20 protein-coding genes and 1 pseudogene are annotated in these 22,888 nt (G+C 67.0%); 8 read left to right on the top strand and 13 right to left on the bottom strand.

The genetic code is table 11. The features are described 5' to 3' along the window. Window positions 1-8: 8 nt before the first annotated feature. The 3 genes from VSR34_RS04345 to argS all read right to left on the bottom strand — a co-directional run bounded on the left by VSR34_RS04345 (window position 9) and on the right by argS (window position 3,641). Complete coding sequence (locus VSR34_RS04345; protein ID WP_028209248.1) at window positions 9-662, bottom strand: thiol:disulfide interchange protein DsbA/DsbL; 654 nt, start codon at window positions 660-662, stop codon at window positions 9-11. A 211-nt stretch (window positions 663-873) separates the two neighbouring features. Beyond that, window positions 874-1,731 (bottom strand): SPOR domain-containing protein, encoded by an 858-nt coding sequence (locus tag VSR34_RS04340; RefSeq protein WP_028209249.1) that lies wholly within the window; start codon window positions 1,729-1,731, stop codon window positions 874-876. Between the two features lie 125 nt (window positions 1,732-1,856). Beyond that, window positions 1,857-3,641, bottom strand: coding sequence for an arginine--tRNA ligase (argS, locus tag VSR34_RS04335; protein WP_342961936.1), 1,785 nt, complete (start codon window positions 3,639-3,641; stop codon window positions 1,857-1,859). A 357-nt stretch (window positions 3,642-3,998) separates the two neighbouring features. Between argS and VSR34_RS04330 the strand changes: the two genes are divergently transcribed. Then, the gene (locus VSR34_RS04330; protein WP_036044212.1) at window positions 3,999-4,328 is read left to right on the top strand and encodes a DUF1840 domain-containing protein; all 330 of its coding nucleotides are present in this window, start codon (window positions 3,999-4,001) and stop codon (window positions 4,326-4,328) included. A 142-nt stretch (window positions 4,329-4,470) separates the two neighbouring features. On the opposite strand, the gene VSR34_RS04325 is transcribed toward VSR34_RS04330, so the two are convergent. The 7 genes and pseudogenes from VSR34_RS04325 to VSR34_RS04295 all read right to left on the bottom strand — a co-directional run bounded on the left by VSR34_RS04325 (window position 4,471) and on the right by VSR34_RS04295 (window position 13,115). Further along, the gene (locus tag VSR34_RS04325) at window positions 4,471-4,674 is read right to left on the bottom strand and encodes a hypothetical protein (RefSeq protein ID WP_028209252.1); all 204 of its coding nucleotides are present in this window, start codon (window positions 4,672-4,674) and stop codon (window positions 4,471-4,473) included. 267 nt (window positions 4,675-4,941) lie between these two features. Next, a pseudogene (metH, locus tag VSR34_RS04320) lies at window positions 4,942-7,677 on the bottom strand (methionine synthase); the annotation flags it as partial. A gap of 33 nt (window positions 7,678-7,710) precedes the next feature. Then, window positions 7,711-8,781, bottom strand: coding sequence for a homocysteine S-methyltransferase family protein (locus VSR34_RS04315; protein ID WP_028209254.1), 1,071 nt, complete (start codon window positions 8,779-8,781; stop codon window positions 7,711-7,713). 212 nt (window positions 8,782-8,993) lie between these two features. Next, complete coding sequence (locus VSR34_RS04310; protein ID WP_028209255.1) at window positions 8,994-9,251, bottom strand: DUF3567 domain-containing protein; 258 nt, start codon at window positions 9,249-9,251, stop codon at window positions 8,994-8,996. A 173-nt stretch (window positions 9,252-9,424) separates the two neighbouring features. Continuing rightward, window positions 9,425-10,213, bottom strand: coding sequence for a 3-oxoadipate enol-lactonase (gene pcaD / locus VSR34_RS04305; RefSeq protein ID WP_342961935.1), 789 nt, complete (start codon window positions 10,211-10,213; stop codon window positions 9,425-9,427). A gap of 451 nt (window positions 10,214-10,664) precedes the next feature. Next, complete coding sequence (locus VSR34_RS04300; RefSeq protein WP_342961934.1) at window positions 10,665-12,068, bottom strand: DUF3108 domain-containing protein; 1,404 nt, start codon at window positions 12,066-12,068, stop codon at window positions 10,665-10,667. 129 nt (window positions 12,069-12,197) lie between these two features. Further along, the gene (locus tag VSR34_RS04295) at window positions 12,198-13,115 is read right to left on the bottom strand and encodes an IclR family transcriptional regulator (protein WP_342961933.1); all 918 of its coding nucleotides are present in this window, start codon (window positions 13,113-13,115) and stop codon (window positions 12,198-12,200) included. 124 nt (window positions 13,116-13,239) lie between these two features. Between VSR34_RS04295 and VSR34_RS04290 the strand changes: the two genes are divergently transcribed. The 7 genes from VSR34_RS04290 to rfaE2 all read left to right on the top strand — a co-directional run bounded on the left by VSR34_RS04290 (window position 13,240) and on the right by rfaE2 (window position 20,662). Beyond that, entirely contained in the window at window positions 13,240-14,226 is a 987-nt protein-coding gene (locus tag VSR34_RS04290; RefSeq protein WP_342961932.1) for a fumarylacetoacetate hydrolase family protein, read from the top strand. A gap of 179 nt (window positions 14,227-14,405) precedes the next feature. Beyond that, window positions 14,406-15,578, top strand: a complete 1,173-nt coding sequence (locus VSR34_RS04285; protein ID WP_342961931.1) for an ABC transporter substrate-binding protein — start codon at window positions 14,406-14,408, stop codon at window positions 15,576-15,578. A 56-nt stretch (window positions 15,579-15,634) separates the two neighbouring features. Further along, entirely contained in the window at window positions 15,635-16,459 is an 825-nt protein-coding gene (locus tag VSR34_RS04280; protein WP_028209259.1) for an enoyl-CoA hydratase/isomerase family protein, read from the top strand. Between the two features lie 217 nt (window positions 16,460-16,676). Further along, a complete protein-coding gene (locus tag VSR34_RS04275) occupies window positions 16,677-17,429 on the top strand; it encodes a PhaM family polyhydroxyalkanoate granule multifunctional regulatory protein (protein WP_342961930.1) in 753 nt (250 codons plus the stop codon). 102 nt (window positions 17,430-17,531) lie between these two features. Next, window positions 17,532-18,737 carry a patatin-like phospholipase family protein gene (locus VSR34_RS04270; protein ID WP_342961929.1) on the top strand — a complete coding sequence of 402 codons (1,206 nt, stop codon included), beginning with the start codon at window positions 17,532-17,534 and terminating at the stop codon, window positions 18,735-18,737. A gap of 427 nt (window positions 18,738-19,164) precedes the next feature. Beyond that, window positions 19,165-20,034 (top strand): acyl-ACP desaturase, encoded by an 870-nt coding sequence (locus VSR34_RS04265; RefSeq protein ID WP_028209261.1) that lies wholly within the window; start codon window positions 19,165-19,167, stop codon window positions 20,032-20,034. Window positions 20,035-20,170: 136 nt separating this feature from the next. Further along, window positions 20,171-20,662, top strand: coding sequence for a D-glycero-beta-D-manno-heptose 1-phosphate adenylyltransferase (gene rfaE2 / locus VSR34_RS04260; protein ID WP_342961928.1), 492 nt, complete (start codon window positions 20,171-20,173; stop codon window positions 20,660-20,662). A gap of 160 nt (window positions 20,663-20,822) precedes the next feature. On the opposite strand, the gene VSR34_RS04255 is transcribed toward rfaE2, so the two are convergent. The 3 genes from VSR34_RS04255 to VSR34_RS04245 form a co-directional block, all read right to left on the bottom strand. After that, on the bottom strand, window positions 20,823-21,062 hold the full coding sequence (locus tag VSR34_RS04255) for a hypothetical protein (RefSeq protein WP_028209263.1): 240 nt from the start codon (window positions 21,060-21,062) through the stop codon (window positions 20,823-20,825). Between the two features lie 71 nt (window positions 21,063-21,133). Next, a complete protein-coding gene (locus VSR34_RS04250; RefSeq protein ID WP_028209264.1) occupies window positions 21,134-21,925 on the bottom strand; it encodes a type III pantothenate kinase in 792 nt (263 codons plus the stop codon). Beyond that, window positions 21,922-22,833, bottom strand: coding sequence for a biotin--[acetyl-CoA-carboxylase] ligase (locus VSR34_RS04245; RefSeq protein WP_342961927.1), 912 nt, complete (start codon window positions 22,831-22,833; stop codon window positions 21,922-21,924). The genes VSR34_RS04250 and VSR34_RS04245 overlap by 4 nt, the downstream gene beginning before the upstream one ends. Window positions 22,834-22,888 lie beyond the last annotated feature (55 nt).

Raw genomic sequence — 22,888 nt, 5'->3', positions numbered from 1 at the left:
GCCTTGCATCACATCTTCTTCGCGCGGATCTGCGAGATGATGTGGTCCATCACCAGGGTCGTGCCGGGCAGCGCGGTGTTTTCCGGACCCTGGACCATGGCCGGGCCGGTTTCGTACTTGCCCTGGATGGCGATGGTCGGCACGCCGTCGATCTTGTAGGAGTCGAGCAGGGCCTTGTCACGCTGCAGCGCGCTCTGCGTCGAGAACGAGTTGTACGCTTCCATGTACTTCTTCGGATCGACGCCCTGGGTTGCGAGGAACTTCGCCTGCTCTTCCGGTGTGAGCAGATAGTTCTTGTTCACGTGGATTTCGCGGAACACGACCGGCGTGAGTTTCTGGGCAAGGCCGAGCGCGTCGAGCGCGTAGTACATCTTCGAGTGCGGGATGAAATCGTCACGGAATGCGACCGGCACGCGCCGGAACACGATGTCCGGACCCTGCTTCTTGACCCACGCTTCGAGGTACGGGTCGAATGCGTTGCAGTGCGGGCAGCCGTACCAGAAGAACTCGATCACTTCGATCTTGCCGGCGGGCACGTCGAGCGACTGCGGCGTCTTCAGGATCGTGTAGTCCTTGCCGGCCACGGGTGCGGCGGGCGTGGCGTGGGCGGCTCCCGCAATGAGCGAAAGCGAGAACAAAAGCGTACCGAGAAGTCGTTTCATGGCGTAGAAATCCGTTGTTCTTGAACCGGCGGCGACCGGTGGTTTGCCGCACCGGCAGGCGGCCACGCTGCGCAGGGTTTGCGCGGGCGCGACGCCTTGCGTCTGGCGGGTGCTACGTATCGATGAGCCCGCGCCGGGAACAGCCGCCCGGCCTCTCCGATGGCGCGAAGCTTCGGAGGAGCGGGCGCGCAGTGCGCGGCGCGGACGGCGCTTACTGCTTCGTGAAACGGATGACGGCCGTATCGATACCGGCGTCGGACAGGCGCTGACGGGTCGAGTTCATCTCATCGAACTTCGTGAACGGACCGATGCGTACGCGATAGTACGTGACGCCGCCGGCGTCGCGCTGCGTCACCTTCGATTCGAAGCCCTGGAACGCGAGGCGCGCGCGCTGCTGCTCGGCGTCGCCCGAGGTCTTGTACGCGCCCACCTGCAGGAAGTAGCCGGTGTTGGCGTCGCCCGGCGCCGGCGTGGCGCTGCCAGGCTTGGCGGCCGGCGGCGTGGGCACGGCGTTGGCCGGCTTCTGCGGCGAGTTGTTAGCGAGGATCTGCGCGGCGTTGCTGGCCGAGTTGGCGGTCGAATTGCCGGCCGATTGCGGCTTCTTCGCGATGGCGGTGCCGCCCGTGACGCTTTCGCCGGTCGACGGTTGCGGCGCGACTGCCACGCCGTTGTTGTTCGCCGCGTTGTTGTTCGAGCCGGCGGGCGGCACCTCGACGATCTGCGGCTCTTCGAGCATGCCCGAAGATTGCGACTGGCTCGTGGTCTGGCCTGGCGCCGTGTTGGGCGGCGTACTTTGCGCGGCCTGCGGCACCGGCTGGCCGGGCGACTTGCCTTGCAGCACGCGGTTCGGGTCCACCTGCTCGTTGTTCTGGCTCACTTCGGAAGCGGCCGGCGGTGCGACCTTCGAGACGAACGGCGTGGGCGCGCGCGTGATATAGAGCGCCACCACCACCGCGATCGCGAGGCCGACGATCAGGCCCAGCACGATGCCGAGAAAGGTGCCCCCGGACTGCTTCGACTGCTGCTTTGTAGTGCGGCGCGGTTTTGCCATCGTCTGAATCACCTGCAAACAAGAGAATTCTGGAATGGCCGTCCGCGCGAGGCGGCGGCCCCAAACATGTTGCTTCGTGCGCTGCGCGCGGGCGGCCGGCACAGCGGCATCGCCGCCGCGCGAGGCGGCGGCCCGCAATCCGCTTACATGCGCTCCGGCGCCGACACGCCGATCAGGGCGAGACCGTTCGCCAGCACGCGGCGCGTGGCCGCGAGCAGGGCGACGCGGGCGTCGCGCTTGGCGACGTCGTCGACGAGAACGCGTTCGGCATTGTAGAACGAGTGAAACTCAGCGGCGAGTTCGCGCAGGTAGAACGCCACGGCGTGAGGCGCCAGCTCGCTGGCCGCATGCGTGAGCATGTCGGGGAATTCGCCGAGTTTCGCGATGAGCGCGAGCGCGCGCTCGCTCGACAGCGGCGCGAGATCGACCTTGGGCAGCGCGGCGAGGTCACCGCCGAACTTGCCCTGCCAGTCGCCGAGGATCGACGAGATGCGCGCGTGCGCGTACTGCACGTAGTACACGGGGTTTTCGTCGTTTTCCTTCAGCGCGAGGTCGATGTCGAACACGAATTCGGTGTCGGCCTTGCGCGAGATGAGGAAGAAGCGCACGGCGTCGCGGCCGCGGCGGATGGTCGCCTCGTCGAGCAGGTCGGGCGAGACCTCGCTGCCGGGGTTCGCGCCGCCCGACCATTCGATCAGGTCGCGCACCGTCACGTAGCTGCCCGCGCGCTTGGAGATCTTCACCTCCTGGCCGTCGCGCATCACCGTGACCATCTTGTGCAGCACGTAGTCGGGATAGCCCTTCGGAATGCCGATGCCGAGCGCCTGCAGGCCCGCGCGCACGCGCGCGATGGTGCCGTGGTGGTCGGAGCCCTGCACGTTGATGACCTTCGTGAAGCCGCGCTCCCACTTGGTGACGTGGTACGCGACATCGGGAAGGAAGTACGTGTAGGTGCCGTCGGACTTGCGCATCACGCGGTCCTTGTCGTCGCCGTAGTCGGTGGTCTTGAGCCACAGCGCGCCTTCCTGCTCGTAGGTCTCGCCCGATGCGACCAGCGCCTCGACCGTCTTCTCGACGCGGCCTTCCGTGTACAGCGACGATTCGAGGTAGTAGCGGTCGAACTTCACGCCGAACGCCTGCAGATCGAGATCCTGTTCGTGGCGCAGGTAGGCCACGGCGAAGCGGCGGATCGCCTCGAGATCGTCGGGATCCTGCGCGCCCTTCACGGGCTCGCCGTCCTTCGCGGCGACGGTTTCGCCCGCGAGGTAGTCGCGCGCGATGTCGGCGATGTATTCGCCGTTGTACGCGGCCTCGGGCCACTCGGCGTCGCCGGGCTTGAAGCCGCGCACGCGCGCCTGGGTGGAGACGGCGAGGTTGCCGATCTGCGCGCCCGCGTCGTTGTAGTAGAACTCGCGGTGCACGTCGTAGCCCTGCGAGGCGAGCACGTTCGAGATGGCGTCGCCGAGCGCGGCCTGGCGCCCGTGGCCCACGTGCAGCGGGCCCGTGGGGTTCGCAGAGACGAACTCGACGAGCACGCGCTTGCCGGCTTCGCGCGACGAGCGGCCAAATGCCTCGCCCTGTTCGAACACGGCGCCGATCACGGCGCGCTTGGCGTCCGCCGTCAGACGCAGGTTGATGAAGCCGGGGCCGGCCACTTCGGCGGCTTCGACGAGGCCGGCGGCCTCGGGCTGTGCGAGCGTGGCCTCGACGATCTGCTGCGCGAGCTGGCGCGGGTTCGCGCGCATGGGCTTGGCGAGCTGCATCGCGACGTTGCAGGCCACGTCGCCGTGCGCGGCGACCTTCGGGCGCTCGAGCGCGATCGGCGGCACGACGAATGCGGCTTCGCTCGCGCCTTCGGTGGCCTTTGCCACCTGGGCGACGGCGCGCGCGAGCAGGGTCTCCAGGGTGTGTTTCTGTGCGGGCAGCATGCTGTTGCAGGTCCTGTGCGGGTAAAGGGATGCGGGGCCGGCGCCGGCAAAGTCCAGGCGGGGCTCGAGCCTGGGCGCTGCCGGCGCCGGCCGCTGGAACGACTGGGGGCGCGCCGTCCGCGGCGGGCCAGCCCGGGTACAACGATGCGCGGGCGGCCGCGTTGCGGCAGGCGGCGCGGCGGCGTACCTGATGCCGGGACGCCCAGGTGCCGCGCCCTGCGGCTAATTCCGTCCTGACGGATTTTAGCAGGTGCTAATATGTGAAATGAGGTAGCGCGTCGCGGGCCGCCTTGGCCCGCCTGGCTTCGGAGGCCGGAGCGTCAAGCGCGGATCCGGAAAATCATAAAGGGAGCAGACATGCTGGTTACTTTTAAGTGTCACGCGGCGCCTGACGTCACGATGCTTGAGAACCTCGCACAATACCTTCTTGGCATCATCGGCAAGCGGCTCGGCCCGCGCGGTGTGATCACCCATGACGAGCTCGACACCGCCATCACGAAGCTCGAGACGGCCATTGCCACGGACAAGAAAGAGCGCGCCGAGCACGAAGGCCACTTTCACGAAGGCGAAGACGGCCGCGAGCATCACCATGAACCGGCGGTGGGTCTCGCCCAGCGCGCGTTCCCGTTCCTCGACATGCTGCGCGCCGCGAAGAAGGAAGGGAACGACATCGTCTGGGGGCTTTGAGGCACGCAGTGTCCGGCACGCAGGCCAGGTGCGTCCATCCGACGCACCCACAGCGTTGCGACGGCCACGATAGCGTTTCCCCCGCCTCCATGCACCAAAAGCAAAGAGCCCGCAATCCGCGGGCTCTTTGCTTTTGTTCACATCACTCGCTGGCGGGCGCTGCCTCGGCCGCTGAGGCCTCCGACTTTTTGGCCTTCTTTTTCTTCGGCTTCTTCACGTGCTTTTCGGTGGGCGCCGAATACGACGACACCGGGCTCGCCTGCTCCGGTGCGGCCGGCTGCGCGAACGACGGCTGCGCCATGGCCGCGACGCCGAAGGCGGTCAACATCAACATCAGCTTCTTCATACGATTTCTCCGTCGAGGTTGCTTCAATTTTGCGTTTTAAGGATTGGCTGATGATCGAGCCGGCACGGCGGCGCACGCAACGCGGCGCCGCGCCCGGCCGGGTGTCATGCAGGCGATACGAAGGGTCTTGCCGGGCCATCTTACAAAGCCGAAAAATCGCGCGCGCGTAATTTTCGTCTTCCCGGATGGCGTATGTCGGGCCGTGCCGCAACGCAGCCCGCGGGAAGCGCGCCGCTTCGACGGCGCGCTGTGGCCCGAAACTTCGGCTTAAAGCTGCGGTGCGAGGGCGCGGCGGGCGTCTTCGTCGGAGAGCGCCATGCGTCGCGCGTAGTCGGCGAGCTGGTCCTGGCCGATCTTGCCGACCGAGAAGTACGTGCTGTCCGGATGCGCGAGATAGAAGCCCGATACGCTCGCGGCCGGCAGCATGGCGAGCGATTCCGTCACGCTCATGCCGACTTCGCCGGCCTGCAGGAAGTCGAACATGTCGCGCTTCACGAGGTGGTCCGGGCAGGCGGGATAGCCGGGCGCGGGGCGAATGCCCACGTACTTCTCGGCGATCAGCGCGTCGTTGTCGAGTGCTTCGTTCGCGGCGTAGCCCCACAGGTCGCGACGCACGCGCGCGTGCATGGCCTCGGCGAAGGCTTCCGCGAAACGGTCGGCGAGCGCCTTGAGCATGATCGCGCTGTAGTCGTCGTGGTCCTTCGCGAACTGCGCTTCCTTCACGTCGACGCCGATGCCCGCCGTGACCGCGAACATGCCGATATAGTCTGCCACGCCCGAATCCTTCGGGGCGATGAAGTCGGCGAGCGAGCGGTTCGGGCGCATCACGCCATCGACCACCGGGCGCACGGACTGCTGGCGCAGGTTGCGCCACGTGAGCGCCACTTTGCTGCGCGACTCGTCGGTGTAGATCTCGATGTCGTCGTCGTTGACCGTGTTCGCGGGCAGCAGCGCGATCACGCCGTTGGCCTGCAGCCAGCGGCCCTGGATCAGACGCGACAGCATCGACTTCGCATCGGAGAACACCTTGCGCGCCGACTCGCCCACGATCTCGTCGTTGAGGATCTGCGGATAAGGGCCCGCGAGATCCCAAGTCTGGAAGAACGGGCCCCAGTCGATATAGTTCGCCAGTTCGTTGAGGTCGAAGTTCTTGAACACGCGGCGGCCGATGAACTTCGGCTTCACGGGCTTGAAGTTCGTCCAGTCGATCTTCGTCTTGTTCGCGCGAGCCTCTTCGAGCGTCACCAAAGGCTGCGCCTTCTTGTTCGCGTGCTGGTCGCGAATGCGTTCGTAGTCGGCCTTGAGCTCGTCGAGGTACTTCGCCGCGCCTTCGTCCGAAAGCAGGCTCGACGCCACCGAAACCGAACGCGACGCGTCCGGCACGTACACGACCGGTCCTTCGTAGTTCGGTGCGATCTTCACGGCCGTGTGCACGCGCGAAGTGGTCGCGCCGCCAATGAGCAGCGGAATCTTCTTTATGCGGAAGTAGTCGTCGCGCTGCATTTCGCTCGCGACGTACGCCATTTCTTCGAGCGACGGCGTGATGAGCCCCGAGAGGCCGACGATGTCCGCGCCCTCGACCTTCGCCTTCGCGAGGATCTCGTTGCACGGGACCATCACGCCCATGTTCACCACTTCGAAGTTGTTGCACTGGAGCACGACCGAGACGATGTTCTTGCCGATGTCGTGCACGTCGCCCTTCACGGTGGCGATGACGATCTTGCCTTTCGCGCGCACGTCGCCGCCCGCTTCAGCGAGCAGGCGCTTTTCTTCCTCGATGAACGGAATGAGGTGCGCCACGGCCTGCTTCATCACGCGCGCCGACTTCACGACCTGCGGCAGGAACATCTTGCCCTGGCCGAACAGGTCGCCGACGATGTTCATGCCGTCCATGAGCGGGCCTTCGATCACGTTGATCGGGCGGCCGCCGCCGCCCATGATCTTCTGGCGCGCTTCTTCGGTGTCCTCTACGATGAAGTTCGTGATGCCGTGCACGAGCGCATGGGCGAGACGCTTTTCGACGTCCTGGTTGCGCCACTCGAGGTTCTCTTCCTTCTTTGCGGCGCCCGTCTTGAACTTGTCGGCGATTTCGAGCAGGCGGTCGGTGGCGTCGTCGCGGCGGTTGAGCACCACGTCTTCCACGCGTTCGCGCAGCTCCGGGTCGAGGTCGGCATAGACGCCGAGCTGGCCCGCGTTCACGATGCCCATGTCCATGCCCGCCTGAATGGCGTGGTAGAGGAACACCGTGTGGATCGCCTCGCGCACGGGGTCGTTGCCGCGAAACGAGAACGACACGTTCGAGACGCCGCCGCTCACCTTCGCGTAGGGCAGGTTCTGCTTGATCCAGCGCGTGGCTTCGATGAAATCGACCGCGTAGTTGTTGTGCTCTTCGATACCCGTCGCCACCGCGAAGATGTTCGGATCGAAGATGATGTCCTCGGGCGCGAAACCCGCTTCGTTCACGAGAATGTCGTACGAGCGCTTGCAGATTTCCGTCTTGCGCGCAAACGTGTCGGCCTGGCCGTGCTCGTCGAACGCCATCACCACGCTGGCCGCGCCGTAGCGGCGGATCAGCTTCGCGTGATGAACGAACTGCTCCTTGCCTTCCTTCAGCGAGATCGAGTTGACGATGGCCTTGCCCTGCACGCACTGCAGGCCCGCCTCGATCACGTCCCACTTCGACGAGTCGATCATGATCGGCACGCGCGCGATATCGGGCTCGGACGCGATCAGGTTCATGAAGCGCACCATCGCCGCTTTCGAGTCGAGCATGGCTTCGTCCATGTTGACGTCGATGACCTGCGCGCCGTTTTCGACCTGCTGGCGCGCGACGGCGAGCGCCTCGTCGAACTGGCCGTTGAGAATCATCCGCGCGAATGCCTTCGAGCCGGTCACGTTCGTGCGCTCGCCAACGTTGATGAAGAGCGCGCCTTCGGTCACGTTGAAGGGTTCGAGGCCGGAAAGGCGCAGGGTATGGTCAGTCATGGCGTGGGACCGGATCGTATGTTGTCGGGTGTGAGCGGAGCGGGCTCGTCGTCAGGCGGCGTCGCGATACTGGCCGGGCCAGCGGCGCGGCTTGATGTCGGCGAGCGCCTTCGCGATGGCGGCGATGTGTTCGGGCGTCGTGCCGCAGCAGCCGCCCGCCACGTTCACGAGACCGGCGCTCGCGAATTCCTTGAGCAGTCCCGATGTATCGGCGGGTGTTTCGTCGAAGCCCGTGTCGCTCATCGGATTGGGCAGGCCCGCATTCGGATAGCAGGAGACGTACGTATCGCACAGCTTGGAGAGCTCGGCGATGTACGGACGCATGAGCGCAGCGCCCAGCGCGCAGTTCAGGCCGAACGTGAGCGGCTTCGCGTGGCGCAGCGAGTTCCAGAACGCCTCGACCGTCTGGCCCGAGAGAATGCGGCCCGAGGCGTCGGTGACCGTGCCCGAGATCATGATCGGCAGGTTCTCGCCCGTGTCTTCGAAGAGCTGGTCGAGCGCGAAGAGCGCGGCCTTGGCGTTGAGCGTGTCGAAGATCGTCTCGACGAGGAAGAGGTCGCAGCCGCCCTCCATGAGCGCCTTCGCCTGCTCGTAGTACGCGCGGCGCAGCTCTTCGAACGTGACGTTGCGCGCGCCCGGATCGTTCACGTCGGGCGAGATGCTCGCCGTTTTCGGCGTCGGCCCGATCGCGCCCGCGACGAAGCGCGGCTTGGCCGGCGTCGAGTACTTGTCGCACGCGGCGCGCGCGAGCTTCGCCGACGCGACGTTCATCTCGACGGCCAGATCGCCCATGCCGTAGTCGTCCTGGGCCACGGTGGTCGCGCCGAACGTGTTGGTCTCGATGATGTCCGCGCCCGCCGCGAGGTACTGCTCGTGAATCTCGCTGATGATCTGCGGCTGCGTGAGCGACAGCAGCTCGTTGTTGCCCTTGATGTCGCGCGGGTAGTCCTTGAAGCGCTCGCCACGGTATGCGGCTTCGTCGAGCTTGTAGCGCTGGATCATCGTGCCCATCGCGCCGTCGAGGATGAGGATGCGCGAGGCGAGCAGCGCGGGAAGCGCTGCGCCGCGCGTGTATTTGGCATCCCCGGCGGGGTGCGAGGCAAGGGCGGCGGGCTGGTTCATGGATCGCGGACGGGCATGGAGCCGGTTGAACTGGGAAACCTCACATTGTAGCCGCAGCCGGGGCGGCCCGCTGGCCGGGCAAACGCCGGCGGTACCCGGCGGGCAATGACAGGCAATGGCCGGGGGCCAAAGAAGAAAAACCCCGCCCGGCAAGCCGGACGGGGTTTCGTGTGAACAACGCTGCGCGCTGAGTGCCGCTGGGTACGCGAGCGTCAGTGAAGCACGACGGGTTGCTGCATGAGGATGTCGAACTGTCCGAGGAATTCGTCGACCTCGTCGAGCCCTTGTTCCGCATCCATCAGCTTTTGCACGTCTTCGCGAAAACGTGCCGCCATCGCGCCGTCGATGAAGAGCTCGCGGCGCGCGTTCTTGTCGACGATCTCGTAGCCGCCAGCGCGCATGGCGCTGTGGCCGTCCTGCGGTGGAAACTCGACGACGCAATAGTTGGGACTGTTGTAGATCATTTGCATGGCGACACTCCTTTTTCCTGTGCTCCCTGACCTCTCGGCCAATACTTGGAGCGTTCGTTCTGGAATTCAAGGGGTGGGTCCCGCATCACCTCTTATGAGAACTGCTCTCCCTCTTTCGTTCACTTCTCGACTGCGTCTGCCGCGACTGCGTCGCTGCCGTTGATTCGAACTGCTTAGGCCAACTGCTTGAGAAACGTTTCGAGCAACGCTGTGAAACGGTGCGACTCTTCTACCGGGGCCAGATGCGCTGCATCGAGCACCACGAAATGCGACCCCTCTATGGCCCTCGCGAGCGCCTGTGTCATTGCCATCGGTGTGCCGCTGTCGTGGCGGCCCGCGACCACGAGCGTCGGCACGCGCAGTTGCGCGAGCCTCTTTTCCACGTCGAAGTCGCGCAGCGCCTCACAGGCCATCGCATAGCCTTCCGAAGGGGTCCGTAATAAAACCTCGCATATGCGCTCGACGGTCGGCGCGTGCGTGTGACGAAAATCCGCGGTGAACCATCGGGTCATCGTTGCATCGGCGAGGGCCCCGAGACCTTCGCGTCGCACGGCGGCCGCGCGATCGTTCCATGTTGCGCGCGCTTCTTGCGGCGTATGGCTTGCCGTGTCGCAAAGCGTGAGTGTGATGACGCGCTCGGGGTAATCGAGCGCGAACTGCTGCGCGATCATGCCGCCCATCGAGATGCCGACGACATGCGCATGCTCGATGCCGTTGGCCTCGAAAAGCGCATCGAGATCGGCGGCGAGCTGCCCCATGCCGAAGGGCTCGCTCGCGACGGCGCTCGCGCCATGGCCCCGCATGTCATAGCGCAATACGTTGTGGCGATGGCGGAAATGGCCAGCTAGCGTGTCCCACACCGAAAGGTCGCCGCCCAGCTGATGAATGAACGCCAGCGCGGACCCACCGCTCCTGTCGTCGAAGACATAGTGCGTATCGATGCCGTTGACAGTCACTTGCATGGGTTCCTCCTTCGCCTTCCAGGCTGGGAGTCAAGCCGTTTGCGAGGTACTGCATGCACGCGATGCTGGTGGAGCAAGCCGCGCACCCGAGGTGCGCAGATATTGCGCGATGCGATGTTCGTTACCGTGTCGGTCGCGTCCCTGTTTGATGCGTCGTTTGCTTCGTATGCGCTGCTTTTTCCGCTTTTTTTCCGATTGTTTGCAGCGTTGAATCGTGATGGTCCCCGATTTGCGTTTCTGCTTTTCGTGCCTTTCGCTACCTGTTTCGGTGCTCGTTCCGGTTTCTGCGCGCCGTGGTCTTGCCGTATTTTGTCTGCTTGTTCCTGGCCGTTCAGGGTGCGCGCGATGCCTCGCGATCCTTCTCACGTGGCTTCAGTTCAGTATGCGCCATTTTGTGAATTTGTGTCGTAAAGCGGGCCGCTTGAATCGAATAGTTCGTGCGGCCGCACGCTCAAGGATGTTCGGGCTCCGGGCCGGGAGAGGCCGGGGTGGGTTGTGCGTCGTCCATGGGTGCCTGCGGCAGGGATTCCGTCTGCGTATTGGCTGGGGGAACGGGCGGTTGCGCTTGCGCCTCGCCTGGCGATGCGGGTGCAGCAGGAGGCGTGATGCCCGGGTTTGCCGATTGTGCCGATGTTGTGTCGGACGTAGCGCTCGCGGCGCCTTCGGGCGCCGGTGCTGGCTCATTGGTTGCGGTGCCTGCGGCGGGCGCCGTGAGGGGGCCGCGCCACACCAGCTCGAATTGATTGCCATTCGGCTCTGTCTGCAGGAGCCGCACCGGCAGCCAGCCGAGCGAAGGCGCGAGCCACACATCGATGCGCCGCTTGTCGCCCTCGCGGCGTGGCAGGCGCATGAAGTGACGCGCGCTGAGATAGCCGTGATCGGTGCTCACGGTTTCGTCGCCGATCGTGGTGATGGGCCATGTCTCGCCGCTGTCGTTATCGGCGACATAGAACTCGCGTGTGACGCCCGGCGTGTACGCGTCGGGGTTGCCGCGCACGAGGCTCGCGAGCTGCATCACCATGCTGAAACGGTCCTGCGCGCCATCGGGCAGAGCGAGCGAGTTGGGCGTGCGCGTGAAGACGATCTGCTTGTCGGTGCGATTGAAGACCGTCACGTCGGAGGGACGATGGCCGCGCTTTTCGATGTACTGATCGGGCGCGAGGCCGAAGGCGTCCACGCGGCCCTTGCTCGTCCAGCTGAAGTCGCCCACGAAGGGCAGAGGCACGGTGACGACCATCTCGTAGCGCTGTCCGTCGCTCGACCAGTGGATCGTGCCTGGCTGGTTGCGCACGCCGTTGTAGAACGTGTCGTACTGCAGATCGCCCGATGGCGGGACCGAGAACTTCGGGCCATGCGAGGCCTGGCTCTCTTGCGCGGATGGCTGCTTGCCGTTGCCGGGCGCCGCGCTTGCCGCGGTGCCCGCGTTGGCGTCGGCGGCGTCTGCGGCCGATGCGGCATCGGGCGCGGAGACCGCCTCGGTGTCCGGTGCGGCGGCGCTCGGCGTGGCGGGCTTCTTCGGATGCGGCTTTGGCGGCGTCACGGCATGCAGCGTATGCGGCTCCGTGCGCTTCGGCGCGGGTTTTGGCGCCGCATGTGACGGCGCAACCGCGGGGCCCGCGGGCCGGGCTTCGCGCTCGATGCGCTCGGGCTTGAGCAGCGCCACCTGCACAGGCACGCGCACATGCGCGGCGGACGGCGGCGCACTGTGATGCCGCTCGAACCACTCGGCTGCGAGCCAGTGGAAGGCGGTCACCGCGATAAAAACGCCGACCCAGCGCCAGGTGCGCACGCGCATGGGCGTGCGGTTGTCGCAGGCGAGGCGGCGTGCCTCGCGGGAGGCGGCGGGCGTGGACATCGGGCGGTTCGTGGCGGTGTGCGGGCGGTTCGTATGGATACGTTAATGTGACACAACCCACCGGGGGGCCGCAGAAAGCGCGGCACGTGACTCGCGGGCATAGGCCAGGAGGCCCGATCGCCACGGGGTTCAGCGCGGCGTCGGACTGTACCCCAATTCGTATGACAGCTTCTCGGCGCACGCGCGCAATGCGGTATGCACCGCGCCGTTCCAGCGGCTATCGAATGCGCCTTCGTGACCGAGCGCGATGAGCCCGAGCGCGAGGTCGCCGCTCGCATCGAACACGGGCATGCAGAACGCGTGGATGGTCGGCAGCAGCATGCCTTCCACGCGAGCCGCACCGTGCTCGCGCACCTGCGCGAGCGCGAGTTCGAGCGCTTGCGTCGTGCGCGGCGTCGAGCCATGCGAGTCGTGCTGCGCGAGCGCGAGTTCGCGCTCGATCATCGGGGCGGTCTTGCTGCGCGGCAGCCAGGCGGCGAACAGGAGGCCCGTGGCGGAGCTGAGCATCGGCATCACGTCGCCGAGCTTGAGCGATGCCTTGGCGGGGTGGCTCGACTCCATCCAGTGCACGACGGTCGGCCCCTGGTTGCCCCACACGGCGATGCCCACGGTGACGTCGAGCGCATCGTGCAGTTCGGCGAGCGCGATGCGCGCGAGCTTCACGCCGTCGACGCGTGCGAGGCGGGCGAGGCCGAGCTGCAGCGCGAAGCCGCCCAGTTCGTAGCGTCCCGAGAGCGGGTCCTGCGCGACCATGCCGAGCCGCATGAAGCTCACGAGATAGCGGTGCGCCTTCGCGGGGCTCATGCCCGCGCGCTGCGCGAGGTCGCGCAGCATCATTGCGCGCGGCTCGCTCGTGAGCACTTCCAGCAGGCGAAAACCCACTTCGATCGACTGGATCCCGGAGCGCAGTTTTTCCTCGCCGGCTTCGTTCGAATCGGCGGATTCGCCAGTGGCGTCGGCGAGGTTGGCAGGATCGTCGCCGGGATCTTCGGCGTTCGTGGCGGTGGCGCTCGCGCGTGACGAGGCGGATCGGGCGATAGGCGGCATGGAGACGTTGTCGTTTGGGGCGTTCGGGGCGGATCCCGACTGCAGGCAGCGGCGCAACCGCTTGGGCCGCGCCGATTCACCATCGTAGAATACATTTCCCTTATCGTCACTCACGCCTCACTCCATGAAACTTGCCACGCTGAAGGACGGCACCCGCGACGGGCAGCTGATCGTCGTTTCGCGCGACCTGCGCAGCGCCGCCATTGCCGACGCCATCGCGCCCACGCTGCAACGGGTGCTCGACGACTGGCGCTTTTACGCGCCGCAGCTCGCCGAGTTGTATGACGCGCTCAACGCCGGGCGCGCCCGCAACGCGTTCAGCTTCGACGCGCGCAACTGCATGGCGCCGCTGCCGCGTGCGTACCAGTGGGCGGACGGCTCGTCCTATGTGAATCATGTCGAGCTCGTGCGCCGCGCGCGCGGCGCCGAGATGCCGGCCGAGTTCTGGACCGACCCGCTCATGTACCAGGGCGGGAGCGACGACTTCATCGGGCCGTGCGACGACATCGTGTGCGCATCGGAGGCGTTCGGCATCGATTTCGAGGCCGAGGTCGCGGTCGTCACCGGCGACGTGTCGATGGGCGCGAGCCCTGACGAAGCGCTCAGGGCCGTGCGTCTCGTCACGCTGGTCAACGATGTCTCGCTGCGCAACCTCATTCCCGCGGAACTCGCGAAGGGCTTCGGTTTCTTCCAGAGCAAGCCGGCCAGCGCGTTCGCGCCGGTCGCGGTCACCCCCGACGAACTCGGCGAGCACTGGCGCGAGGGCCGCGTGCACCTGCCGCTCGTCGTGCACTGGAACGGCAAAAAGGTCGGCCAGCCCGACGCGGGCACGGACATGGTGTTCCACTTCGGCCAACTGATCGCGCACGCCGCGAAGACGCGCAACCTGCGCGCGGGCGCCATCGTCGGCTCGGGCACGGTCTCGAACAAGGACGCGAAGCGCGGGTACTGCTGCATCGCCGAGAAGCGCTGCCTCGAGATGATCGAGCACGGGCAGGCGAGCACGGAGTTCATGAAGTTCGGCGACAGCGTGAAGATCGAGATGCTCGACGAAGCCGGCAAGTCGATTTTCGGCGCGATCGATCAGGCGGTGGCGCCGCTCGCGCAATGACACGTGAGGGCTGAAGGGTTTCGCCGGATGCCGCGCGCCGCGCGCGCCGCTACACTGGCGAACGCCCGTTTTCTTCGCGGGAGTCGACGAGACCAGCAGGAGACCAACAGAAGCACAAGCCGTAGAAGCAAGCCGCATCCGAAGCCGTACGCAGAATACGCTCGATAACCGGAGACACAATGAACGCCTCTCGCCCGTGCCGTCTTGCCGCACGCTTTGCCCTTTTTGCCGGCCTTTTCTCGCCGGCCTTCGCGCTCGCGCAGGTCAAGATCGGCCTCGTGCTTTCACTCACGGGACCCGCCGCTTCGCTCGGCATTCCCGCGCGCGACACCGCCGCCGCCATGTTTCCCGCTGAAATCGCGGGCCAGAAAGTCCAGTACATCGTGCTCGACGACGCCTCCGACACGACCCAGGCCGTGCAGGACACGAAGAAGCTGATCGACGAGCAGCATGTCGACGCGATCATCGGCTCCTCGATCACGCCCAACTCGCTCGCGATGCTCGACGTGATCGCGCAGGGGGAGACGCCCACGATTTCGCTCGCTTCGTCGGCGAAGATCATCGAGCCCGTGGACGACAAGCGCCACTGGATGTTCAAGACGCCGCAAACCGACGCGATGATGGCCGGCGCGATCATGGAACACGCCGCCGCGCACAACGTGAAGACGCTCGCGTATATCGGCCAGGCCGACGCGCTCGGCGAAACCTTCTACGCCGAAATCGCGAAGGCCGCGCAGCAGCACGGCATCAAGCTCGTCGCGAACGAGCGCTTCAATCGCACCGATCCGGGCGTGACGGGCCAGGTGCTCAAGATCGTCGCGGCGCATCCCGACGCGGTCGTGGTCGGCGCGGCCGGCACGCCCGCCGCGTTGCCGCCGAAGGCGCTCAAGGAGCGCGGCTACAAGGGGCTCGTCTATCACAACCACGGCGTGGGCAACCGCGACTTCCTGCGTGTGTGCGGCGCCGACTGCAACGGCACCTTCCTGCCCGCGAGCCAGGTGCTCGTCGCGGCGCAGCTGCCCGAGGACCAGCCCGGACGACGCCTCGCGCTCGACTATATTTCGCGCTACGAAGCAAGTCATGGCGCGGGCACCGTGTCGGCGTTCGGCGCCTATACGTGGGATGCGGGCCTGCTGCTCGGCAACGCGATCCCCGTTGCGCTGAAGGCCGCCGCGCCCGGCACGCCCGCGTTCCGCCACGCGCTGCGCGACGCGCTCGAAGCGACGCGCGACCTGCATGACACCAACGGCGTCGTCAACATGAGCGCCACCGATCACCTCGGCCTCGACCCGCATGCGCGCGTGATGGTCGAGATCCGCGACGGCAAGTGGGTTTATCAGCCGCATCGATGAGCCGCACTGCAGTCGCATTCACGTAATCAGTCATCCGAAGCAAAGGAGGTCCGCCCGTGAACGATCCTTTTTACGCCCGCTATCACGCCCTGCGCGTGCGGCGGCACGAGCACGGCATCGTCGAGATCGTGATGAGCGGCGAGGGCGCGAACAAGAGCGGCCTCGCCACCGCCGACGCCCAGATGCACCGCGAACTCGCGGAAATCTGGCGCGACGTGGACCGCGACCCCGACGCGCGCGTCGCCGTGATTCGCGGCGAGGGCAAGGGCTTTTCGGCGGGCGGCGACCTGCAGCTCGTCGAGGACATGGCCACGCATTTCGACGTGCGCGCGCGCGTGTGGCGCGAAGCGCGCGACCTCGTCTACAACGTGATCAACTGCGGCAAGCCCATCGTCTCGGCCATGCACGGTCCCGCCGTGGGCGCGGGGCTCGTCGCGGGGCTGCTCGCCGACATCTCGATCGCCACGAAGTCGGCGCGCATCATCGACGGCCATACGCGCCTCGGCGTCGCGGCCGGCGACCACGCGGCGATCGTCTGGCCGCTCCTGTGCGGCATGGCGAAGGCGAAGTATTACCTGCTGCTGTGCGAGCCGGTGAGCGGCGAGGAGGCGGAGCGCATCGGCCTCGTTTCGCTCGCCGTGGACGAAAACGACTTGCTGCCGAAGGCATTCGAAGTGGCGAAGCGTCTTGCCAACGGCTCGCAAACCGCGGTGCGCTGGACCAAGTACGCGCTCAACAACTGGCTGCGCACGGCGGGGCCCACGTTCGACGCTTCGCTCGCGCTCGAATTCATGGGCTTTTCCGGGCCCGACGTGCGCGAGGGCGTGCAGTCGCTGCGCGAGCGGCGCACGCCGGAGTTTCCGGGAGGCGATCCGTTCTGAACTGCGCTGAATCGCGGCTTGCTTTGTTTGATTGTGGAAACGCGCACAGCTATTGCATCGCACGATGTTCATGCGACGCGGCGCCATGCGCGCGCTATCATCGAAGACACCGATTACGCGCAAACGCTCGTGCCCTCATGCACATGACATGCCGCGAAGTCGCGCGCGGGCGTCCGACCACTTTATCCATGCACCTATTAACGCGAGGGAGATCCGCATGACCGACCCAGCAGGCTCAATGCCGCCGTTCCCGGGCTTTCCCGCCTTTCCGCCCGCCGAAATGCTCGACCAGATGTGGGGGATGATGCGCCTCACGCCGTTCGGCGGCGCATTTCCGGGAGCCGAGGCAGGCGCGGCGCAAGCCTTCGGCCCACCGCTGTCGATGATGACCGACATGATGACGCCGCTCACCAGCATCGAGGAACTCGACAAGCGCATCACCGATCTGCGCGCCGTCGAGCAATGGCTCAAGCTCAATCTCGGCATGCTGCAGTCCGCCACCCAGGCGCTCGAGGTGCAGCGCGCGACGCTCTCCACGCTCCGCGCGTTCGGGGCCTTCGCGAAGGCGCAGATGAATCCGTCCACCCCCGAACCCGAACCGCCCAAAGCGGGCGCTGCGCAGGAGCGGGCCGCCGGACCCGGAGCCGCGAATGCCGGCGAAGCGCCCGAAGGGTCCGCTTCCGCCGCGCCGGGCTTCGATGCGGGCTCGTGGTGGAACCTCGTGCAGGCGCAGTTCAACCAGCTCGCGCAATTCGCCCTGGCGCAGCCCGCCGCCGCGGCCCAGGCCGCGCAAGCTGCCGCCGACGCGGTCAGCGAAGCGCAGGCGAAAACCGAGGCCGCGACGGCCAAACGCAGCAGCGGCGGCAGCGCCGCCAAACGAAGCGGCGGCAACGCGAATAGCGAAAGCAACGGCGGCGCGGGCCGCAGCGCGCCGCGCGGCGCGAAGAAGGCGCCGGCACGGCCGGAGTAAGGCCCGCCGCGTCACGCAGCATCGTGCTGGCGGATGCCGCAGCAGGGCAAAGAGGGGCAACAGAAAGGCAACAGAAAGGCAAAAACGGGGAGCGTCGGCATCATGCGGCTCGCGCTCGTGATGATGGGCGGCGGCGCGCGCGCGGCCTACCAGGCCGGCGCGTTGCGCGCGCTTGCCGAACTGGCCCGCGCGGCCGAGCCCGCGCGCCGCGCCATGCCCTTCACGGTGATCTGCGGCACTTCGGCGGGCGCGATCAACGCCACCTCGATCGCGAGCCACGCCGACCACTTCGCGCACGGCGCGGCGCACCTCGTCGAGCTCTGGTCGAACATGCGCGCAAGCCAGGTCTATCGCACGGACTGGCCAGGCGTCGCCGCGGCGGGCGCGCGCTGGCTCGGCGCGCTCGCGTTCGGCTGGGCGGCCGGCAGCGTGGGCGCGCGCGCCGCGCCGCGCACCCTCTTCGACAGCACGCCGCTCGCGCGGATGCTCCCGCAAACGCTCAACTTCCACCGCATCGAGCAAATGCTCGACGAGCGGCTGCTCTTCGCGCTCGCCGTCACGGCGCTCAGCTATTCGTCGGGGCGGCACGTCACGTTCTACCAGGCCAGCGAGCCGATCACCGCGTGGCGGCGCGCGCAGCGCACGGCGCGCATGGTGGCGCTCACGCCCAGGCACCTGCTCGCTTCGGCGGCGATTCCGTACCTGTTCCCGGCGGTGCGCCTCGAACTCGACGGCCGCCACGAATATTTCGGCGACGGCTCGATCCGGCAGATCGCGCCGCTTTCACCCGCCATCCACTTCGGCGCGCAGCGCATCGTCGTGCTGGGCGCGGCCGCGCCGACACCGGAAGTGCCGCCCGCGCGCCCCGCTATCGAGGCCTACCCGACGCTCGCGCAGATCGGCCAGCAGGTGCTCGCGAGCGTGTTCCTCGATTCGCTCGGCGCCGACATCGAGCGCGTCGAGCACGTGAACCGCATGGTGCTGCAGTTGCCGCACACGGTGGCGCCGGAAAGCGGCTGGCGGCATGTGGACGTGCTCGCGATTGCGCCGAGCGAGCGTATCGAGCTGATCGCCGCGCGCCACCTGGGACAGCTTCCGCGTTCCGTGCGCATGCTGTTGGGCGCCATGGGCGGCAACCGTGCGTCGGGTGCCGCGTTTGCGAGCTATTTGCTCTTCGAGCGGGAATTCACCAGCGAGCTAATCGAGCTTGGTTATCGCGATACGCTAGCCCAACGTGACGTTCTTTTGACTTGGCTCAAAGCTCCGGCGGACGGCCTGATCGACGATCTTGCGCTGCGGCGGAGCTGAAAGACCGGCATGCTATTATTGTGTAAGGTTTTTCCGGCCTTTTGTGGGAGTTGCGATGGCCTTGCGGCGCATCGCCGCAGTCGGGTTGCCACGACGCCTCGCGGGCCTCGCCGGTTGCACGGCGCGCTGCACCAAAAGCGCAGCAACGTCTGGCAGACAAGCGGTTATCGGTAGTGATCAGCGGTATCAGGCGGCCGGGTTCGAGGCACGGAGCAACTACCCAGAATCCACGACGGCGCCTTCCATCTTCCGGTTGGCTGGGTTGTCGCAGGGCAACGCCCGGGCGTTCCCCATCGCGAGATCGCGTCCAGAGAGCCGGATACCGCGTAAAATTAAATGCTTTTGCCTGGACGGCCGCTTCTTGCGCGGCTCCCCGGCACGCTACGAATTCGTCATGCGCGCGTTGGCGCAGATCAGGGGCGGGACTATGAACACGATGCTTTATCCGGAACTTTACAAATCGCTCGAATCGGTCCGATGGGACATGGAAAAGGACATTCCCTGGGACAAGTTCGACGCGTCGCTCCTTACCGACGAGCAGGCCGCGACCATCAAGATGAACGCGATCACCGAGTGGTCCGCGTTGCCGGCCACCGAAATGTTTCTGCGCGACAACCATCACGACAGCGACTTTTCGGCGTTCATGAGCGTGTGGTTCTTCGAAGAGCAGAAGCATTCGCTCGTGCTCATGGAGTACCTGCGCCGCTTCAAGCCGGAAATGGTGCCGACCGAGGAAGAGCTGCACGCCGTGCGCTTCGAGTTCGATCCGGCGCCGCCGCTCGAAACGCTCATGCTGCACTTCTGCGGCGAAATCCGGCTGAACCACTGGTATCGCCGTGCCGCCGAATGGCACACGGAACCGGTCATCAAGGCGATTTACGAAACCATCTCGCGCGATGAAGCGCGCCATGGCGGCGCGTACCTGCGCTACATGAAGAAGGCGCTCAACAACTTCGGCGACGTCGCGCGCGCGGCGTTTGCGAAGATCGGCGTGCTCATGGCTTCCGCGCGCCGCACCGAAAAGCCGCTGCACCCCACGAACCTGCACGTGAACCAGGCGCTGTTCCCGCGCGACACCGTGCAGTCGCGCCTGCCCGATCCGGAATGGCTCGAGCGCTGGCTCGACGAGCAGATCCGTTTCGACGACGGCTGGGAAAAGAAGGTGGTCGAGCGTATTCTGCACAACCTCTCGATCCTGTTCGAGCGCACGTTCAGCACGGCGCAGGAACTGAACCGCTATCGCAAGGAGGTGGTACAGCGCCTGCAGGCCGAGCAGGGCTCGCAGCAGCCGGCCTGACGCGCCTCTCGCGTGCGCACCCGCAGTGGCGCGCCGCGACCGGGACGGCCCGAAGCGCTTCACGCGTGACGGGCCGTTTTCATTGGCGGCCCTCCTTCGTCCGGTCGGCGCCTGTTTTCTATCCGAGTCTCCTTCCATGCCCGCTTCCTTCGAACGCAAGATCACGACCCGCGAGGCGCTCGCGCAACTGCGCGCCTCGCTGCCCGGCCCCGTAGTGTTCACCAACGGCGTCTTCGACATCCTGCATCGCGGGCACGTCACCTATCTCGCCGATGCCAAGGCGCTGGGCGCCACGCTGATCGTCGGCGTGAACAGCGACGCCTCGGTGAGGATGCTCGGCAAGGGCGACGACCGACCCATCAACAACGAAAACGACCGCATGGCGCTGCTCGCTGCGCTGGAGAGCGTGGACTGGGTGGTGCAGTTCGGCGAGCGCACGCCCGTCGAACTGATCGAGGCCGTGCGCCCGGACGTTCTCGTGAAGGGCGGCGACTACGACATGGACTCGCTGCCCGAGTCGGCGCTGGTGCGCGGCTGGGGCGGCCGCGCGCTCGCGATTCCTTTCGAGCACGACCGCTCGACCACCAAGCTGCTGCAGAAGGTGCGCGCGCAGGAAGGTTCGCAGTAGGTTCCGGCAGACGTCCGCGCGTTGCGGGCGGACGATGCGAACCGGCCGGAGGCCGGGCCGCCCGGGGCATGGGCGCGCCCGATCTCCGGCCGGTCGCGCTTGAGGACCGCGTTTAGGACGGTTGAGGACGTTCGAGGACGGTAGGCGCGTGAGTTCGCGCTTACTGGGCGAGGTTCGACGCCTGCACGGCCGGGGCCGCCACCGGGCCGCCGACGGTTGGGACATCGGCCGATTCCGACGGCCGGATGGCCTTCACCGAGAGCCGCTCGGGGTGGATCTGGCGGTTCAGGTGCTGGGTTTCACGCGAGCCCGACGAGGGCGTCGGGCCGAACATGCCGGCAATGGCGGCAAAGGCCAGCCCGTTGGCGAGAATCAGAATGGCGATCAGCCAGCGCAGCATCGTGTGAAGCTCCTTCGAAGTCGTTCATTTCCAGAGGCCAGCCTTGAGACCCGGCGAGAGCGGCACGCCTGTCAGGACTGCGCCGCGATGAGCGCGAGGCCCGCGAGCACCAGCGCATCGTGCCGAGTATGCGGCACCTTGAGGGCCGCCGTCACTTCCGCCGCCGCGCCGCCGCTCACCACGAGCCGCACCGGCATTTTCCACGCGTCCTGCAGATCGGCCCAGGCGCGCTCGATGAGCGCCGCCTGCGCGAGCGCGCAGCCCGCCGAGATCGAGCGCCGCGTATCGGTGGCGAAGGCGATGCCGGGATGCGGCGCGTCGGCTACGCCGCCGGCGACCACGGGCAGCTGCGCGGTGTGCTCGCCGAGCGAGCGCATCATCAGGGTGAAGCCCGGCGCGATCATGCCGCCGACGAACGTCCCGTCGGCACGCAGCGCTTCGAGCGTGGTGGCCGTGCCCAACGTCGCGATCAGCAGCGGCTCGCCCGGATACGCGGCGCGTGCACCGATCATGCCCGCCCAGCGGTCGCTGCCGAGCGCGTCGGGCGTGGCATAGCTGTTCGTCACGCCGCACTGCTGCGCGCAGGCCCGCACCACGGTGCGCGGGAGGCCCGGCCAATGTGCATCGATCAGCGTGCCGAGGCGTTCGCCGACCGACGCGCCAGCGACATTTGAAATCCATGCCCCGCCAGGGCGCGGCAGCGCGGACCATTCATCAGGGCCGGTTGCGGCGTCGGGTTGCCCGGCGTCCTCGTGCACGTGATCCATCGCGCCCGCATGCAGTCTGGACCCGTCCTGCGTGACGAGCGCCCATTTGATCCGGCTGTTGCCTGCATCGATCAGGAGGTGGGGGCCGCGACTCATGCACCGCCGTCCGCGAGGCGCAGCGACACGTCGCCGGTCGTGACGGTCTCGCGCCCGTTCGGCGTATCGACGAGCAGCTGGCCGCGCTCGTCCACGCCGGCCGCCGTGCCGCGCAGCAGCTCCTTGCCCTGTTCGTAGATGGCGACCTCGCGGCCCGCGTAGGCGTGGCAGGCGTTCCAGCGCGCCTGGAAGGGCGCGAAGCCCGCCGCGCCGAAGCGTTGCAGCGCGGCTTCGAGCGCGTTGAGTTCCGCCGCGAGTGTGTCCGTGAGGTTGGCGTTCGGCCAGGCGCGCGAGAGCGCCGTGGGCGCCGTGCCCGGCACGGCCGCCGCGCTGCCTGCCGCGGCGTTGAGCGCCTCGACCTTGGCCGCGAGCGCGTCTTCGCCGCGCACGTTCGTGCCGATGCCGATCACGACCGCCGTGGCGTCGGCGGTGCTCCAGGCCGTCTCCACGAGGATGCCCACCAGCTTGTCGCCTTCGAGCAGCACGTCGTTCGGCCACTTGAGCGCGATCTGCCCGGGTGCGGTCACGGGCAGCGTGCGCAGGCCGTCCACGAGCGCCGAGCCGACGGCGAGGCTCAGGCCCGCGAGACCTTCGATCGGGCGCGGCAGCACGCAGCCGATCGAGAACAGCAGCGCGTCGCCGGGCTGCGCAACCCATGTGCGCCCGCGCCGCCCGCGTCCCGCCGTTTGCAGGTAGGCCACTCTCACGATCGGGCGCGCGAGCGCGTCGGGTTTCTGCGGGAGCGCCTTCAGCCGCGCCATCAGATCGGCGTTGGTCGAGCCGGTCTCCTCGACGATCTCAATGGGCCAGTCGTGCGCGGCCGGGCCGAACAGCGTGATCGCGCGGTTGCGGTCGATGCGCCAGTCACCGGCGCTCGGAGTATCGGGGGTGGGGGGCGTCGCATTCATGTCTCATATTGTAGTGGGTGGGGGGCGGGCAGCAGCGCTTGCGGCGGGTTTGGGC

Origin of the sequence: Paraburkholderia sp. JHI2823, assembly GCF_038900695.1 — a bacterium.
GTDB classification, from domain to species: Bacteria; Pseudomonadota; Gammaproteobacteria; order Burkholderiales; family Burkholderiaceae; genus Paraburkholderia; species Paraburkholderia mimosarum.
Note: the sequence above shows the minus strand (reverse complement) of the source record. Positions and strands in the feature narration are given on the sequence as shown.

Excerpts from the sequence above, each read along its gene's own strand:
- VSR34_RS04255 (WP_028209263.1), bottom strand. The coding sequence starts at position 21,062 with ATGCTGCGCTGGCTGATCGCCATTCTGATTCTCGCCAACGGGCTGGCC.
- VSR34_RS04265 (WP_028209261.1), top strand. The coding sequence starts at position 19,165 with ATGAACACGATGCTTTATCCGGAACTTTACAAATCGCTCGAATCGGTC.
- VSR34_RS04270 (WP_342961929.1), top strand. The coding sequence starts at position 17,532 with ATGCGGCTCGCGCTCGTGATGATGGGCGGCGGCGCGCGCGCGGCCTAC.
- rfaE2 (WP_342961928.1), top strand. The coding sequence starts at position 20,171 with ATGCCCGCTTCCTTCGAACGCAAGATCACGACCCGCGAGGCGCTCGCG.
- argS (WP_342961936.1), bottom strand. The coding sequence starts at position 3,641 with ATGCTGCCCGCACAGAAACACACCCTGGAGACCCTGCTCGCGCGCGCC.
- VSR34_RS04245 (WP_342961927.1), bottom strand. The coding sequence starts at position 22,833 with ATGAATGCGACGCCCCCCACCCCCGATACTCCGAGCGCCGGTGACTGG.
- VSR34_RS04330 (WP_036044212.1), top strand. The coding sequence starts at position 3,999 with ATGCTGGTTACTTTTAAGTGTCACGCGGCGCCTGACGTCACGATGCTT.
- pcaD (WP_342961935.1), bottom strand. The coding sequence starts at position 10,213 with ATGCAAGTGACTGTCAACGGCATCGATACGCACTATGTCTTCGACGAC.
- VSR34_RS04325 (WP_028209252.1), bottom strand. The coding sequence starts at position 4,674 with ATGAAGAAGCTGATGTTGATGTTGACCGCCTTCGGCGTCGCGGCCATG.
- VSR34_RS04345 (WP_028209248.1), bottom strand. The coding sequence starts at position 662 with ATGAAACGACTTCTCGGTACGCTTTTGTTCTCGCTTTCGCTCATTGCG.
- VSR34_RS04300 (WP_342961934.1), bottom strand. The coding sequence starts at position 12,068 with ATGTCCACGCCCGCCGCCTCCCGCGAGGCACGCCGCCTCGCCTGCGAC.
- VSR34_RS04310 (WP_028209255.1), bottom strand. The coding sequence starts at position 9,251 with ATGCAAATGATCTACAACAGTCCCAACTATTGCGTCGTCGAGTTTCCA.
- VSR34_RS04290 (WP_342961932.1), top strand. The coding sequence starts at position 13,240 with ATGAAACTTGCCACGCTGAAGGACGGCACCCGCGACGGGCAGCTGATC.
- VSR34_RS04315 (WP_028209254.1), bottom strand. The coding sequence starts at position 8,781 with ATGAACCAGCCCGCCGCCCTTGCCTCGCACCCCGCCGGGGATGCCAAA.
- VSR34_RS04295 (WP_342961933.1), bottom strand. The coding sequence starts at position 13,115 with ATGCCGCCTATCGCCCGATCCGCCTCGTCACGCGCGAGCGCCACCGCC.
- VSR34_RS04250 (WP_028209264.1), bottom strand. The coding sequence starts at position 21,925 with ATGAGTCGCGGCCCCCACCTCCTGATCGATGCAGGCAACAGCCGGATC.
- VSR34_RS04285 (WP_342961931.1), top strand. The coding sequence starts at position 14,406 with ATGAACGCCTCTCGCCCGTGCCGTCTTGCCGCACGCTTTGCCCTTTTT.
- VSR34_RS04275 (WP_342961930.1), top strand. The coding sequence starts at position 16,677 with ATGACCGACCCAGCAGGCTCAATGCCGCCGTTCCCGGGCTTTCCCGCC.